Genomic DNA, 14,869 nt, shown 5'->3' with positions numbered 1-14,869 from the left:
GGTCAGAAGGGGTGGTGCTGGAGGATCCAGGCGTGCATCGCCACCGCCGCGGCTGCCGAGGCGTTGATCGAGCGGGTGGAGCCGAACTGGGAGATCTCGACCACCGCATCCGCCGCCGCCAGCGCCTCGGGCGAGAGGCCCGGGCCCTCCTGGCCGAAGAGCAGCAGGCACCGCGACGGGAAGTCGAACGTCTCGATGATGACGCTGCCCGGCACGTTGTCGATCGCGATGATCGGCAGCGACTCGGCGGCGCAGTACGCGACGAGTGCCGCCACGTCGGGGTGGTTCTGCACGTGCTGGTAGCGGTCGGTCACCATGGCGCCGCGTTTGTTCCAGCGGCGGCGGCCCACGATGTGCACCGTCTCGGCCGCGAAGGCATTGGCGCTGCGCACGATCGAGCCGATGTTGAGGTCGTGCTGCCAGTTCTCGATCGCCACGTGGAAGGGGTGCCGGGTGCGGTCGAGCTCGGCGACGATCGCGTCCATCCGCCAGTAGCGGAAGCGGTCGACCACGTTCCGCGTGTCCCCGCGCTCGAGCAGCTCGGGGTCGTACCAGGGGTCGGTGGGCCGCTCGCCGATCCAGGGGCCGACGCCGCCGGCGCTCAGCTCGTGGCTCGGGCCGGGGCCGGGCTCGGGCGGCGTGGGGTGGTCGGCGGATGCTCGTCCCTCGTCGTTCGCGCGCGCATCCGTCACCCGCCCAGGCTACCGGCGATGATGGAGGGTGCCCCCGCACGCGGAAGCCGCACCCCGCGCCCGCGCCCGAACCCCAGGAGACCGATGAACCGCCCCGTCACCCGCTGGAGCCGCGTCGCCGTGGTGAGCGTGCTCGCCGCCGCCGTGGTCGGCGTGTTCGTGCTCGCCTTCACCTGGCCGTCGGTCACATCGACCGTGCACGCGGTTCCCGTGGTCGTCACCGGCGAGGGCGCGGCGGCCGAGGCGCTCGCGCAGCAGCTCGACACCGTGGCGTCGGCGACGTTCGACGTGAGCCGGGCATCCTCGAGGGAGGACGCCGTCGCCCTGATCGAGAGCCGCGCGGTGCTCGGCGCGGTCATCGCCGACGAGTCGGTGCCCGAGGTGCTGACCGCCTCGGCGAACGGGGTCGCGGCGAGCCAGGTCTTCACGCAGCTCGCCGCGCAGCTGCAGGGCGTCTTCGCGCAGCAGCTCGAGGCGCAGGGCGTCGCGGCCGATGCCGTGCCCACGATCGAGGTCACCGACGTGGTTCCGCTGGCGGCGACGGATGCGCGGGGATCCGGTCTCACGGCCCTCGCCTTCCCCCTGGTGATCGGCGGCATGATCGGCGGCATCGCGGTCTCGCTGCTGGTCGCGGGGGTCTGGCGACGGCTCGTCGGGGTGCTCGCCTACGGGGTGGTGGTCGGCGCCGTGGTGGTGGTGATCGGGCAGGGGTGGTTCGGCATCCTGCAGGGGAACCCCGTGCTGAACGGGCTCGCCGTGGGGGCCGCGGTGGTCTCGGTCAGCGCCTTCATCGTGGGCATGACCTCGCTGATCGGCCCGCCCGGCATCGCAGTGGGTGCGGTGCTCGCGATGCTCGTCGGCAACCCGATCTCGGGGGCGGCGCAGCCGGTGCAGTTCCTGCCCGCGCCGTGGGGTGCGGTGGGTCAGTTCCTGCCTCCGGGGGCGGGGGCGACGCTGCTGCGCGACCTGTCCTACTTCCCGGCCGCGCCGACGTGGGCGGCGTGGCTGGTGCTGGCCGCGTGGATCGCGCTGGGCGTGCTGCTCATGACCCTCGGGCACTTCCGCCGACGGGCCGTGCTGCCGCGGCACGACGGCCTCGAGCCCGGGGGCGGCCGAGCATCCGCCCCGATGCCGGCCGAGGGCAGCTAGAGCCGGCCGAAGTCGACCGGAACGGCCGAAAGCGGGCGGCTACAGCCAGCGGTTGCGCTTGAAGACGAGGTACAGCCCCACGCCCATCCCCACCATCGCGACGAGCGCCAGCGGGTACCCGAACGTCCAGTGCAGCTCGGGCATGTGGTCGAAGTTCATGCCGTAGACGGTGCCGATCAGGCTCGGCGCGAACAGGATGGCCGCCCACGCCGAGATCTTCTTCACCTCGTCGCCCTGCTGGATGCTCGTCTCCGACAGCTTCCGTGTGTCATCCGCGAGCGCGAGACTCGCCTCGGAGATGCGCCGCATCTCGTCGTTCTGACGCTGCGTGGTGAGCGTCGAGTGAACGGTGAGCGCGTTCTGCAGCGTCGCCCGGAAAGCGTCGGCGTGCCCCGCCACCGCCAGCACGTGGTCGAGCACGTCGCGCAGCCCCCGCTGCACCTCGAGGTCCACCGCGTACTTGTCGGCCCCGCGCAGCAGCGCCTCGAGCATGGTGATCAGCGGATGCACGGCCCGCTGGAAATCCATCACCTCACCCAGGAGGTCGTAGATGCGCCGCGACACGTCGGTGTCGCCGCCGAACAGCTGCTTCTCGATCTCGTCGATGTCGTTCTGCAGCCCGCGCACCACGGGCGAGTACTCGTCGACCACCTCGTCGAGGATGGCGTAGAGCACCGCCTCGGGCCCGAGCGCCAGCAGCTCGGGGTTGCCCTCGAGCCGGTGCCGCACCGCCGCGAGGTTCGGCGACTCGGCGTGCCGCACGGTCACCACGAAGCCGGGCCCGATGAACACGTGCACCTCGCCGAACTCTACCTCCTCGCTCGAGTCGACGTAGCGGGCCGGCCGCAGCACCACGAACAGGGTCTCGCCGTAGCGCTCGAGCTTGGCGCGCTGGTGTCCGGTGAGGGCGTCCTCGACGGCGAGGTGGTGCAGGTCGAACTCGGTCTCGAGCGAGTGCACCTCGGCCTCGTCGGGGCGGTAGAGGCCGATCCAGGCCATGCCGCCGTCCTGCCGCATCAGCGCGTAGGTGTCGTCGAGGCTCTGGGGGGTGCGGGCGCGGCGGCCGGCGACGTACACCGCGTTGTCGATCAGGGGCATGGGGGCGAGCGTACGTCGGGCAGATGAACGCATGGTGACCGGGCGGATGCGCGGCGGCGCCCGCCTCGGACGCCCACCCCGCGCATCCGCTCGCCCGGCCCGCGGGGGCGGGGTCGCCGACCGCGATGGGCCGGCCCGCGCATCCGTCGCCGCCCGCGGTTGCCCGTGTCGGGGGTGCGTGCGAGGGTGTCGGTAGCCCGACCCGCGAGACCCAGGAGGTGCCGATGCCCGGATGGGACGGCGAGCGCTACGCCGAGGTCGCCACCCTGCAGCACGAGCTCGGGCGGCGGTTCGCCGAGGCGCTGCGGCCGGTCGCGGGCACGGGCGGTCGGGCGGCCCGGGTGGTCGACGCGGGGTGCGGCGACGGGGTCGTGACGCGGATGATCGCCGCGCTGCCGTGGGTCGGTGACGTGCTGGGGTTCGACCCGTCGCCGCTGATGGTGTCGAAGGCCTCGTCGTCGTCGTCGGGTGTGGCGGTCGAGGGGGCCTCGTCGTCGGGTGCTCCCGGCGTCGTGTTCCAGGCGGGAGACGTCACGACGTTCGTCGCCGAGGATCCGTTCGACCTCGCGGTCTCGCTGAACGCGCTGCACTGGGTGCGCGACTCGGCCGCCGCGCTGGCGCACCTGCGCGACGCGCTGCGACCCGGCGGGCGGCTCGTGGCGCAGTTCGTCTCGGAGGGCGCGCGGCCCTCGCTCGAGGACGTGGCCCAGAGGGTGGCGACCGGTCCGGCGTGGGGGTCGCACTTCGCCGGCGTCGACGCGCCGCACGTGCACCGCACGGCGTCGGAATGGCGCGCGCTCGCGGCCGGCGCCGGGCTCGCCGTCTCGGGCGCGGAGGTGAGCGACCTCGCGTGGGACTTCGGCACCGCGCCGGCGTTCGAGGCCTGGTGCACTGTGGGCTTCACGGCCTGGACCGAGCACCTCCCGGCCGACGCGCGGCCCGCCTTCGTGCGCGAGGTGACGGCTGCCTACGCCGAGGTCGCGGGCTCCGACCACGTCTTCCGCTTCCAGCAGCTGCGCCTCGAGGTCGCGCGCACCTGACCCGCGCCTTCGCGCGGTCGCGCAAACGGCCCTTCGTGGCCGCGGGGAGGGCCCTTTGCGCTACCCCGGCTGCGCTCAGCCCGCGCCCGTGAGGGTGAGCACGATGAGCACCACGTTGAGGGCGACGATGAGGGCGGCGACGGTCCACGCGGCGATGCGCACGGGCATCCGGTCGACGAAGCCGCCCATCACGCGGCGATCCCCGGTGAGACGGATGAGCGGGATCAACGCGAAGGGGATGCCCACCGACAGCAGCACCTGACTGAGCACCAGCGCCCAGGTCGGGTCGATGCCGGCCGCCAGCACCGCGAGCGCCGGGATCAACGTCACCGCGCGGCGCAGCAGGATCGGCACCCGGATCGTCAGCAGCCCCTTCATGATCACCGAGCCCGCATACGCTCCGACGCTGGTGGACGCGAGGCCCGACGCGAGCAGGCCGATCGCGAAGATGGTCGCGATCACGGGGCCGAGTGCCGCGCGGATGGCGTCGTACGCCCCGGGGATGGTGTCGGTGCCGGCGACTCCGCGGAGGCTCGCGGCGGCCAGCAGCAGCATCGCGATGTTGACGACGCCGGCGAGCAGCAGCGCGATCAGCACGTCGGTGCGCGTGGCGCGGAGGAGGGTGCGCAGCCGCGAGACGTCGGCGCCGTGCGGGCGGGGATCGGCGGCGACACAGTCGGTCGCGCGGCGGGGGTCGGCAGCGCGACGGGGGTCGGCAGCGCGACGGGGGTCGGCAGCGCGACGGGGGTCGGCAGCGCGGCGGGGGTCGGCTGCCTCGTCGGACGGGGCGGCGGGGGTGGGGGCGGCCGGCGACGCGGGACGGGCATCTTGAGCAGTGAAGTCGGTGCGTTCGGCCACCCGCGCCCACTCGGCGTGGTGGCGGTCGCGGGCGAGGGCCGAGTGCAGGTAGATCGCGTGCGGCATCACCGTGGCACCGAGCATGCTGGCGGCGAGCAGCACGGTTCCGGTGCCCTCGAAGCGCGGCACCAGGCCGGCGGCGGCGTCGGGCCAGCTGACCGGGGAGACGACCGTGCCGGCGAGGAAGCCGACGACGATGACGGCGAGCATCCCGATGATCACGAACTCGAAGGTGCGCTGCCGCCGCGACGACTGCACGAGCAGCAGCCCCATCGACACCACGCCGACGATCAGCCCGCCGAGCACGAGCGGCAGCCCGAACAGCAGGTTCAGCGCGATCGCCCCGCCGATCACCTCGGCGATGTCGGTCGCGGCGGCCACCAGCTCGGCCTGCAGCCAGTACGCGCGCCGGGGCCAGCGACGGATGCGCGCCCCCACGTGCTCGGGCAGCGTGCGCCCCGTGACGATGCCGAGCTTCGCCGACTGGTACTGGATCAGCATCGCCATCAGGTTCGCCAGCACCAGCACCCACACGAGCAGGTAGCCGTACTGCGCGCCCGAGGTGAGGTTCGCGGCGACGTTGCCGGGGTCGACGTAGGCGATCGAGGCGACGAACGCCGGCCCGAGCATCGCCAGCGGGTGCCACCAGCGGGGGCGGGGGGCGGATGCACGGGGCGGGCCCTCGGGCGTCGCTGCCCGCTCGGCCTCGTCCACATTTTTAGGCATGCCGAAAAATTAGCACGTCAAGCCCCCGGCGCCCAGGGGTCGCGTCACGACAGAATGAGGAGATGACCGACGACCACGCCGCCCCGTCCCTGCTCTGGGCGGGGTCGTACACCGCCGAGTTCCCGGGGCGCGGCCTCGGCTTGACGCCGCTCACGCGCGACGACTCGGGCGGGCACGCGGTGGCCGGGACCGCCCACACGACGGCGTCGCCGAGCTTCGCGGTCGCGCATCCGTCGCTCGCGGTGCTGTACACCGCGGACGAGAGCCGCTCGACGGTCTCGGCGTTCGCCGTCTCGGGCGCCGCGCTGACGTCGCTCGGATCGCAGCCGGCCGGGCCCGCCGTGTGCCACGTTGCGGTCGACCCCGACGGCGGGTTCGTGGCGGCGACGTGCTGGGGGGACGGGCGGGTGCTGATCTATCCGCTGGACGGGGCGGGGCGGCTCGGCTCGCCGGTGCTCGCTGCGGCCGCGTCCGACCCGTACGCCGCCTCGCGCCCGGCCGTCGACGGGCACACCGGGGCCGCACCGCGCAGTCAGGCGCACATGACGCTCGTGCTCGATCCGCTGGCCGACGGCTCCCGGATGCTCGCCACCACCGACCTCGGCTACGACCTCGTGCGCTTCTGGGCGTGGTCGCCGCCCGCGGTCGCGGCGGGCACGGCTTCGGCCTCGGATGCCGATGCCCCGGGCGCTGCCGCCGCACCGACCGCAGGCCCGGCCGCCCCGGATGCCGCCGGCCCGGGGTCGCTCTCGCCGCTCGGCGAGGTGGTGCTCCCGCTCGGATCCGGGCCCCGCCACCTCGTCCGCACCCCCGACGGGCGCCTGCTCGTGGTGACCGAGTACTCGGTGGAGGTGGCGGTGCTCGAGCCGACGACCGCGCCCGGCGCCCCCTACCGTCTGGCGGGGATGGTGCCCGTGCTCGCCGACGGCCCCACGCCCGGCGACAGCGCCGCCGAGATCGCCCTCTCCCCCGACGCCCGGCACGTCTACGTCGGCGTACGCGGCAGCGACCTCCTCGCCACGCTCGAGCTCGACGGCCCCGCGCTGCGCCCGGTCGCCCAGGTACCGAGCGGCGGACGCACCCCCCGCCACCACCTCATCGACGGCGACCGCCTGCACGTCGCCCACCAGGACTCCGACGAGCTCACCACCCACGCCCTCTCCCCCGACGGCCTGCCCACGCAAATCGTCGCCCGCCTCCCCCTCGGCTCGCCCACCGTGCTTGCGGCGGAACCCGCCCGCGCCTAGCATCGAGGTCTACCTCGTCGCGGGCCGCGACGTCGGTGCGGCCACCACACCGGCCGACCGGACGGCTCGCGGACACGGGGGCTCCCCGCACGGAAGATCGGCTCTTGCGCAACGTCACCGGTACTGCGTCCACGACGCAGCAGCTGCCCTCGCACTGACGCCGTCCGCCGCCGCCCGCTGACCGGGCGGGGCCCGCGCTCCCGCCCCTCCTGCCGGAGCCCGGTCGTCGTCGTGCGCCGACGCGACCACCGGGAGCGCAATGCCCAACCCCTCCAGCACCCTCAGCACACCGTCCATCGTCCTCACCGACTGCTCGTTCGCCTGGCCCGACGGGTCGGTCGTGCTCGATCACGTCACCGCGGCCTTCGGGCGCCGCCGCACCGGCCTCGTCGGCGCGAACGGCGCCGGCAAATCAACGCTGGTGCGGCTCGTCACCGACGAGCTCCGGCCCACCGGGGGCAGCGTCTCGACGACCGGCACCGTCGACCTGTTGCCGCAGCGCTTCGCGCGGGGCCCCGACGACACCGTCGCCGACCTGCTCGGCGTGCGGGAGCGCCTCGACGCCCTGCAGGCCGTGCTCGCGGGCGACACCGATCCGCGGCACCTCGACGCCCTCGAGGACGACTGGGACGTCGACACCCGGGCCGTCGCCGCGCTCGGCGAGGCCGGCCTCGACCTCACCGTCGACGAGCTGCGGCGACCGGTCGCGACCCTCTCCGGCGGGCAGGCGGTGCTCGCGGCCGTCACCGGCGTGAAGCTGCGCGGTCACCCGGTCGCGGTGCTCGACGAGCCCACGAACAACCTCGACCGGCGCTCCCGGGAGAGGCTGCTCGATCTCGTCGACCGGTGGCCGGGCGTGCTCGTCGTCGTGAGCCACGACCGGGAGCTGCTCGAGCACGTCGACGAGATCGCCGAGCTGCGGGACGGGTCGCTGCGCACCTTCGGCGGCACCTGGTCGGCCTTCGAGAGCCGTCTCGACGTCGAGCACGCGGCCGCGGAGCGCGACCTCCGCGCCGCCGAGCAGGTGCTCCGCTCCGAGCGCCGACGAAGGGTGGAGGCCGAGACCACGATCGCCCGGCGCGCGAAGGCGGGCGAGAGATCCGCCGGATCGATGCCGAAGATCCTCGCCAACGGCCGGCGCAACCGCGCCGAGACGACGGCCGGAAAGCTGAGGTCGGGCCACGCCGACGCCGAGGCGCGGGCCCGGGAGCTGGTCGACGCGGCCTCCGGACGGGTGCGGCACGACGACGACGTGAAGATCGACCTCCCCGACCCGGGGGTGCCCGCCGCGCGACGGCTCGCGGAGTTCACCGTGCGGGGCCGACCGACCGTGCTCCAGTGGCCCGAACGCCTCGCGGTCGTCGGCGCGAACGGCACGGGCAAGACCACCCTGCTCGAACAGCTCGTCGGCGCGGACGGCCGGCGGGCGCATCCCCTCCCCGACACCGGCGCGACGGCGTTCACCGACCGCATCGGCTGGCTGCCCCAGCACCGCGACGGCCGACTCGGCGACGATCGCACCGTGCTCGAGCACATCGCCCGCGAAGCCCCGACCGCCACCGCCCGCGAGCTTCGGGACGCGCTCGCCCGCCTGCTGGTGCGCGGCGAGGTGGTGACCCGGCCGACGCGCACGCTGTCGGGCGGCGAGCGGTTCCGGGTCGCGCTCGCCGGCCTCGTGCTCGCCCGCCCCGTGCCGCAGCTGCTCGTGCTCGACGAGCCGACCAACGACCTCGACCTGGCGACGACCGACCATCTCGTCGACGTGCTCCGCGCGTGGCGGGGCGGCCTCGTCGTCGTGAGCCACGACGAGCTGTTCCTCGACCGCCTGGGGCTGGATGCGCGGCTGACCCTCGACGGGCCGACACCCTGAGCGGCCGCCCGGTGCCCGGGCCGACACCCTGAGCGGCCGCCCGGTGCCCGGCCCAGCACGGCCCGGTTCGGTTTCGGGACGGGGGTGGCGCACGGGGGACGCGCGGCCGGGGCGATGTCTGCCATGATCGCGCCATGCTGATCTCGACGATGAACGATGTGCCCGGCCGCCAGATCACCGGGGTGCTGGGGGAAGTGACGGGGCTGACGGTGCGGTCGCGGAACGCGGGGGTGCAGTTCGGCGCCGGGCTGAAGGCGCTCGTGGGCGGCGAGCTCGCCGGGCTGACGAAGCAGCTCATGCAGAGCCGCGAGGAGGCGAAGCAGCGGCTGATCGAGGCCGCCACAGCCCTCGGCGCCGACGCCGTTATCGCCATGCGCTTCGACGCGAGCGAGGTCGGGCAGAACGCGCAGGAGGTCGTGGCGTACGGCACGGCCGTCACGCTGGCCTGACGAGGTCGCAGGGGCGGGCATCCGCTCGGCGGGCGGGTGGTCGGCGGGCCGAACTAGGCTGATCGGGTGACCGCACCGCTGAACGCCGCCGCCCTCGAGTTCGTGACCGTGCGCCATCTCGCGACGCTGACGACGCTGCTGCCCGACGGGTTCCCGCACGTGGTGCCCGTGGGCTTCACGTTCGAGCCGCGGGCCGAGGCCGGCGCCGAGGCGGGGCCGGGGGGCTCCATCGGCACCGTGCGCATCATCACGAACGGGCCGTCGCAGAAGGTGCTGAACGTGCGCCGCGACGGGCGCGCGAGCGTCTGCCAGGTCGACGGCGCCCGCTGGATCACGCTCGCCGGCACCGCGCGCATCCTCGAGGAGCCCGACGCCGTGGCCGACGCCGTCGAGCGCTACGCCGGCCGCTACCGCCAGCCGCGCGAGAACCCGCAGCGCGTGGTCATCGCGATCGACGTCGAGCGCGTGATGCAGTCGGGCCTGCTGGCCGACTAGTCACGCGGATGCTCGCCGCACCCATGCGGCCGACGAGCTCCTTCCGCCGGCGAACGAGGGCGGCTACCGTGATGGCGTGCCCTCGCCCCGTCTCCGCCGCATCGTCGCGGCCGCCGCCGCCCTGCCCCTCGTCGTCGGATCCCTGGCGCTCGGCGCCCAGGCGGCTTCGGCGCACGGGGCGGGCCGCGCATCCGTCGCCGACCCCGTGCAGTACGTGGCCCTCGGCGACTCGTACTCGGCCGGTTTCGGGCTCGTGCCGTTCAGCGACGAGCCGGCGGCGGGCTGCTACCAGGCGGTCGCGAACTACCCGCACCTGGTGGCGGATGCGCTCGGCCTCGCGCTGACCGACCGGACGTGCAGCGGGGCGGTGACGGCGAACATCCGGGACACGCCGCAGACGACGATCACCGGGGCCGGCACGGCGCCCGTGCAGTCGGAGGCGCTCAGCGCCGACACCGACGTGGTGACCGTGACGATCGGCGGCAACGACCTCGGCTTCTCGACCGTCGCCACCGCGTGCCTCGCCCAGTCGGCGGAGGGGCCGCTGCTCGCCCTCGACCTGCCGAACTGCCGCGCGCTCTACGTGGAGGGCTCGGGCGAGTTCGAGGTCGACACGCTGAAGGCGAAGCTCGACGGCACGGTGGCGCCGGCGCTCGCGCAGACCTTCGCGCTGATCGCCGCGAAGGCGCCGAACGCGCGGGTGGTGGTGGTCGGGTATCCGTCGATCGCGCCCGACGTGGCGAACGTGCCGGCGGGCGGATGCTTCACGCCTCTCGTCACCGGCGGGAGCACCTTCCCCGCCAACGCGTTCCCGTTCACCGACGTCGACACCGGGTACCTGCACGAGACGGAGGTGCGGCTGGACGCGGCGATCCGGGCGGCGGCCGAGGGGGCCGGCGCCACCTACGTCTCGACCCTCGCCGCGACGGAGAGCCACTCGGCGTGCTCGACGACCGATCCGTACATCGACGGGGTGACGCTCACCGTCGGCGCCGGAACGCCGTCGGGCGTCGACGGGCTGTCGGTGGCGCTGGGGGCGCTGCATCCGAATGCAGCCGGGGTGGGGTTCCTGGCGACGGAGGTGGGGGCGGCGGTCGCGGAGGCGGTCGGGCCGACCGCGCCGTCGCCCGCGCCGTCGCCCGCGCCGTCGCCCGCGCCGTCGCCGTCACCCGCGGCGCCCTCGTCGGCTGCTCCGGCGCCGACGTCGTCCGCCGGCCCCTCGGTCGGGGCGCCTTCGGGCGCGGATCCGGGCGCCGACGCCCTGCATCCCGCCCTCGCGGCGACGGGCCGCGACCCCCTGCCGCTGGTGCTCGCCGCCCTCGCGGTGCTCGCCGCAGGCGCCCTCGCGGCAGCCGCCGCCGCCCGCCGCCCCCACGCGGCCCGTCCCCGCCCCTAGCCCCCGCTCCCGCCGCGGCGCGCGGTGATCCGCTGGCCCGGCCGCTCGGCCTGCGATCCCGGGCGCCCGCGCCCAACCGGCCGGCCGCGCCCACGCCGCCCCGCCTACTCCCGCGCGACGCCCTCGAGGAGGCCGCGGACGCGGTGCGGCATCGCCTCCACGAGCGACAGCGCCGTGCTCGTGCGCATGACGCCGTCGATGCGCAGCATCCGGCTGGTCAGGCTGTGCAGGTGCTGCGGGTCGCGCGCGACGACCTTCGCGAGCAGGTCGGCGTCGCCGGTGGTGGCGTGCATCTCGACGATCTCGGGGATCTCCGCGAGGCTCGCCATCGCCGCGCTGTCCGAGGCCTGGCTGATCGCGATCCAGACGAAGGCCACGAGCGGATAGCCGAGTGCCGCCGGCGCGATCCGCTTGCTGAACGAGCCGAGCGCGCCGCCCTCCGTCATGCGGCGCAGGCGCGCGTGCACGGTGTTGCGCGCGACGCCGAGGGTCTGGGCGAGGTGCATCACGGTCGCATCCGGGTTCTCGTCGAGGGCGAGCAGGATGCGGGCGTCGAGGTCGTCGAGGAGGTTCACGCTGGTCATTCTGTCACCCAGAACGCGCAGAATGCACAGGATGCTCAACGGAGGCCGAGGCGATTGCGCCGCTGCGCATCCGTTCTCAGACTGGGCTCATGCCCGAAACCCCCGCCCGCGCCCCGCGCCCCCGCGACGCCGTGCTCGCGCTGCCCGCCTACGTTGCCGGACGCCGCGCCGAGCACGAGCTCACCGCCGCCCTCGCCTCGAACGAGAGCCACCACCCGCCGCTGTCGGCGGTGCTCGAGGTGCTGGCGCACTCGAGCGCGGCGGTGAACCGCTACCCCGACACGGCCGCGACCGCACTGCGCGAGCGGCTGGCCGAGCTGTTCGGCGTGAGCGTCGAGGAGACCGTGGTGGGGGCGGGGAGCACGGGGGTGCTGCAGCAGATCCTCGCGTCGCTGTGCGACCCGGGCGACGAGGTGGTGTTCGCGTGGCGGTCGTTCGAGGCGTATCCGATCCTGGCGCGGCTCGCGGGCGCGGTGCCGGTCGCGGTGCCGCTGCGGGCCGACGAGGCGCACGATCTCGAGGCGATGGCGGCCGCCGTCACGCCGCGCACGCGGGTCGTGCTGCTCTGCACGCCGAACAACCCCACGGGCGTGCCGCTCGATGCCGCCGAGCTCGACGCGTTCCTCGCGCGGGTGCCGAGCGACGTGCTCGTGGTGATCGACGAGGCGTACATCGAGTACTCGGGCTCCGGAGCGGTCGACTCGGTGGCGCTCTTCCGGCGGCATCCGAACATCTGCATCCTGCGCACGTTCTCGAAGGCCTACGGGCTGGCCGGGCTGCGGGTCGGCTACGCGATCGCCGCACCCGTCGTGGCCGACGGACTGCGCCGCACCGGGCTGCCCTTCGCCGTCAGCGCCCTCGCGCAGCGCGCCGCCCTCGCGTCGCTCGAGCCGGCGGCGGCGGCCGAGATGCGCCTGCGGGTCGCCGAGGTCGTGGCCGAGCGCTCGCGTCTGACGGCGGCCCTTCGCGCGCAGGGCTGGGTCGTACCCGACAGCAGCGCCAACTTCGTCTGGCTCCGGATGCCCGATGCCGACCGCGAGGCCCTCGTCGACCTGCTGGCGGCGAACCACATCCTCGTGCGGGGGTATCCCGGCGACGGGGTGCGCATCTCGATCGCCGACGCGTCGGCCACCGATCGGGTGGTGGCGGTGCTGGCCGGGGTGGCTCCGGGTGCCGCGCTGCCCACGTCGGAGGTCTTCGCGTGACCTCGCTCGATCGTGCGGGGCGAGCATCCGACCCCTCGGCCGCGCCCTCGCCCGCCCCTCACGGCGCCGACCCCGCCGCCTCTGCCTCTGCCGGCCCGGCGGCGGCCACGCGCAACCCGTTGCGCCACTCGTTCGCGGAGGACGTGCTCGGGGTGCTGACCGGGACGTTCACGGCCTCGCTCGGTCTCTTCCTGCTGAAGTCGAGCGGGGCGGTGACCGGCGGCACCGCGGGGCTGGCGCTGCTGCTGAGCTACGTCGTGCCACTGCCGTTCGGGGTCGTGTTCTTCCTGCTGAACGTGCCGTTCTTCGGGCTCGCGCTGTGGATGAAGGGGCTCTCCTTCACCCTCCGCTCGATCGCGAGCGTCGCCCTGCTCTCGGCGTTCTCGCTGCTGAACCCGCTCGCCCTCGTCGTCGACCGGCTCGACCCGGTGTACGCGGTGCTGGCCGGGAACCTGCTCGCGGGCATCGGGCTCCTCGTGCTGTTCCGGCACCGCTCGAGCCTCGGCGGGTTCAACATCCTCGCGCTGATCGCGCAGGACAAGCTCGGGTGGCGCGCGGGGTACGTGCAGATGGCGCTCGACGTCGCGGTCGTCGTCTGCGCCTTCGCGGTCGTGCCGCCGCTCACCGTCCTCCTCTCGGCGGCGGGCGCGATCCTCCTCAACCTCGTGCTGGCCCTCAACCACCGCCCGGGCCGCTACACGGGAGCCTGAGCATTCCTCTTCTCTTTCGCGTCCGTTTCGGGTACAGTGAACCCGCTCGCTCCTGCTGGGAGGTCGAGAAGTAAAAGCCGGCATCCCCGCCCTTTGACGGGACCCGGCTTTCGCGCTTTCTAGAGATCGATCTGCACGATCGAGACCCGGTCGGAGAGACCGTCCAGGGAGTCGACCATCCGGCGATCACCGGCCAGCTGCTCCCCGACGACCCCCAGGGCGATGTCGGCGGCCCAGAGCATCGGCTCGGCGCTCGGCAGCCGATGCTCGATACGGATGCCCGGCTCGATGGAACGCCGACCGCGGAGGTACTCGATCGTCTGGTCGTCCTTGCGCATGAGCCTGGTCGACCTGGCCTCGAGGAACGCCCTGGCGACACCGCGCTGCTGCAGCTCCCATGCCAGTCGCTCGAGACAGATCGCCCTCGCCCGCTCCTGCTTACGAAGGTCCATCGGCGCTGCGACGACGACCATGAACTCCGCTCGGAAGCCCGCCAACACCTCTACGGCGCGACGCCGGTGACGAGAGTCGAGGTCGCGCCAATGGAGTTTGACGCCGGTGGTGCGGAGCCGGGTGAGCTCGGCGCGGTAGGGGTCGCAGAGGGTGGGGTCGGTCAGGAGGCCGCCCAGGAGGTAGGAGGGGCGGGGGACGCCGACAGTTCGCATGCTCTCGTCGATCCAGGCGTGGAGGACCGGGTGGGGCATCCGGCGATGGTGGCAGGGCGGCCGGGCGCGTGGGGAGGCGCGGTGGGATCTGTGGATAACTCGGCGAGGGCTCGGCGTGGTGCGGTGGGTCTGCGGGTGGCTCCGTCAGAGGGCGAGCACGTTGAGGGCCAGCGCGAGGGTACCGAGGGCCGCGCCCGCGAGGGCGATAGCGGTCGCCGCGAGCGCTGGCGTGAGCGCCGGGCCAAGGCCGGATACGTGGCCGGATAGGTGGCCGGATGCGCCGGGCATGCGGGTGGCGACCGCGAAGGCGGTGGCTGCTGCGTCGGCGTCGGTGGCGACATCGCTGGTCGCAGTGACAGCGTCGGCGGTGGCGAGCATCGTCGCATTGGTGGTGGGGGGCACGTCGGAAGCGGTGGGGGGTGGGGTGAGGGAGGACTGGGCCGCGCGGAGGGTGGGGTGGGGCGGGCGGGGGTGGCCGGTGGCGTCGGTGACCTCGTAGTGGCCGGCGGTGAACTCGACGTAGCCGGCGAACTCTCCGGACAGGGTCGCAACCCAGAGCTTCGTTTCGGGCGACGTCCAGACGAGGGTCGGCGCGGTGGCTACGGGCGGCGCGGTGGCGGTGGGGGCGGTGGTGGCGGTGGCGGTGGCGAGCGAGGCGGCCATGGGGAGTCCTTTCGGAGGCATG

General features: G+C 74.2%; 15 protein-coding genes. 9 read left to right on the top strand and 6 right to left on the bottom strand.

Annotation, left to right across the window (positions count from 1 at the left end):
• Positions 1-2 precede the first annotated feature (2 nt).
• Complete coding sequence (locus ITJ64_RS07880; RefSeq protein WP_228508423.1) at positions 3-605, bottom strand: TrmH family RNA methyltransferase; 603 nt, start codon at positions 603-605, stop codon at positions 3-5.
• Positions 606-776: 171 nt separating this feature from the next.
• Between ITJ64_RS07880 and ITJ64_RS07875 the strand changes: the two genes are divergently transcribed.
• Positions 777-1,841 (top strand): hypothetical protein, encoded by a 1,065-nt coding sequence (locus tag ITJ64_RS07875; RefSeq protein ID WP_194680112.1) that lies wholly within the window; start codon positions 777-779, stop codon positions 1,839-1,841.
• A gap of 39 nt (positions 1,842-1,880) precedes the next feature.
• Here ITJ64_RS07875 and ITJ64_RS07870 read toward each other — a convergent pair whose 3' ends face one another.
• Positions 1,881-2,939 carry a magnesium and cobalt transport protein CorA gene (locus tag ITJ64_RS07870; RefSeq protein ID WP_194680111.1) on the bottom strand — a complete coding sequence of 353 codons (1,059 nt, stop codon included), beginning with the start codon at positions 2,937-2,939 and terminating at the stop codon, positions 1,881-1,883.
• A gap of 224 nt (positions 2,940-3,163) precedes the next feature.
• Between ITJ64_RS07870 and ITJ64_RS07865 the strand changes: the two genes are divergently transcribed.
• A complete protein-coding gene (locus tag ITJ64_RS07865) occupies positions 3,164-3,979 on the top strand; it encodes a trans-aconitate 2-methyltransferase (RefSeq protein ID WP_194680110.1) in 816 nt (271 codons plus the stop codon).
• A gap of 75 nt (positions 3,980-4,054) precedes the next feature.
• Here the strand turns inward: ITJ64_RS07865 and ITJ64_RS07860 are convergent, their stop codons facing one another.
• A complete protein-coding gene (locus ITJ64_RS07860; protein WP_370545088.1) occupies positions 4,055-5,563 on the bottom strand; it encodes an Nramp family divalent metal transporter in 1,509 nt (502 codons plus the stop codon).
• Between the two features lie 62 nt (positions 5,564-5,625).
• On the opposite strand from ITJ64_RS07860, the gene ITJ64_RS07855 reads away from it, so the two are divergent.
• From ITJ64_RS07855 to ITJ64_RS07835, 5 genes are all read left to right on the top strand, one after another.
• Entirely contained in the window at positions 5,626-6,810 is a 1,185-nt protein-coding gene (locus ITJ64_RS07855; protein WP_194680109.1) for a beta-propeller fold lactonase family protein, read from the top strand.
• Positions 6,811-7,069: 259 nt separating this feature from the next.
• Positions 7,070-8,680, top strand: a complete 1,611-nt coding sequence (locus tag ITJ64_RS07850) for an ATP-binding cassette domain-containing protein (RefSeq protein WP_194680108.1) — start codon at positions 7,070-7,072, stop codon at positions 8,678-8,680.
• 134 nt (positions 8,681-8,814) lie between these two features.
• Positions 8,815-9,129, top strand: coding sequence for a YbjQ family protein (locus ITJ64_RS07845; protein ID WP_173182257.1), 315 nt, complete (start codon positions 8,815-8,817; stop codon positions 9,127-9,129).
• A gap of 66 nt (positions 9,130-9,195) precedes the next feature.
• Positions 9,196-9,624: a PPOX class F420-dependent oxidoreductase gene (locus ITJ64_RS07840; RefSeq protein WP_194680107.1), complete on the top strand. Its 429-nt coding sequence runs from the start codon at positions 9,196-9,198 to the stop codon at positions 9,622-9,624.
• Between the two features lie 76 nt (positions 9,625-9,700).
• Entirely contained in the window at positions 9,701-11,020 is a 1,320-nt protein-coding gene (locus tag ITJ64_RS07835) for an SGNH/GDSL hydrolase family protein (RefSeq protein ID WP_194680106.1), read from the top strand.
• Positions 11,021-11,124: 104 nt separating this feature from the next.
• On the opposite strand, the gene ITJ64_RS07830 is transcribed toward ITJ64_RS07835, so the two are convergent.
• Positions 11,125-11,604 carry an Lrp/AsnC family transcriptional regulator gene (locus tag ITJ64_RS07830; RefSeq protein WP_194680105.1) on the bottom strand — a complete coding sequence of 160 codons (480 nt, stop codon included), beginning with the start codon at positions 11,602-11,604 and terminating at the stop codon, positions 11,125-11,127.
• An 89-nt stretch (positions 11,605-11,693) separates the two neighbouring features.
• On the opposite strand from ITJ64_RS07830, the gene hisC reads away from it, so the two are divergent.
• The gene (gene hisC / locus ITJ64_RS07825) at positions 11,694-12,809 is read left to right on the top strand and encodes a histidinol-phosphate transaminase (RefSeq protein ID WP_194680104.1); all 1,116 of its coding nucleotides are present in this window, start codon (positions 11,694-11,696) and stop codon (positions 12,807-12,809) included.
• Positions 12,806-13,519: a YitT family protein gene (locus ITJ64_RS07820; RefSeq protein WP_370545086.1), complete on the top strand. Its 714-nt coding sequence runs from the start codon at positions 12,806-12,808 to the stop codon at positions 13,517-13,519. Before hisC ends, ITJ64_RS07820 begins: the two co-directional genes overlap by 4 nt.
• A gap of 119 nt (positions 13,520-13,638) precedes the next feature.
• Here the strand turns inward: ITJ64_RS07820 and ITJ64_RS07815 are convergent, their stop codons facing one another.
• Both ITJ64_RS07815 and ITJ64_RS07810 read right to left on the bottom strand, forming a co-directional pair.
• Positions 13,639-14,223 (bottom strand): hypothetical protein, encoded by a 585-nt coding sequence (locus ITJ64_RS07815; protein WP_194680103.1) that lies wholly within the window; start codon positions 14,221-14,223, stop codon positions 13,639-13,641.
• A gap of 105 nt (positions 14,224-14,328) precedes the next feature.
• Positions 14,329-14,847 carry a hypothetical protein gene (locus ITJ64_RS07810; protein WP_194680102.1) on the bottom strand — a complete coding sequence of 173 codons (519 nt, stop codon included), beginning with the start codon at positions 14,845-14,847 and terminating at the stop codon, positions 14,329-14,331.
• Positions 14,848-14,869: the final 22 nt, after the last annotated feature.

Origin of the sequence: Herbiconiux sp. VKM Ac-1786, from assembly GCF_015350805.1 — a bacterium.
Taxonomy (GTDB): Bacteria; Actinomycetota; Actinomycetes; order Actinomycetales; family Microbacteriaceae; genus Herbiconiux.
Note: the sequence above shows the minus strand (reverse complement) of the source record. Positions and strands in the feature narration are given on the sequence as shown.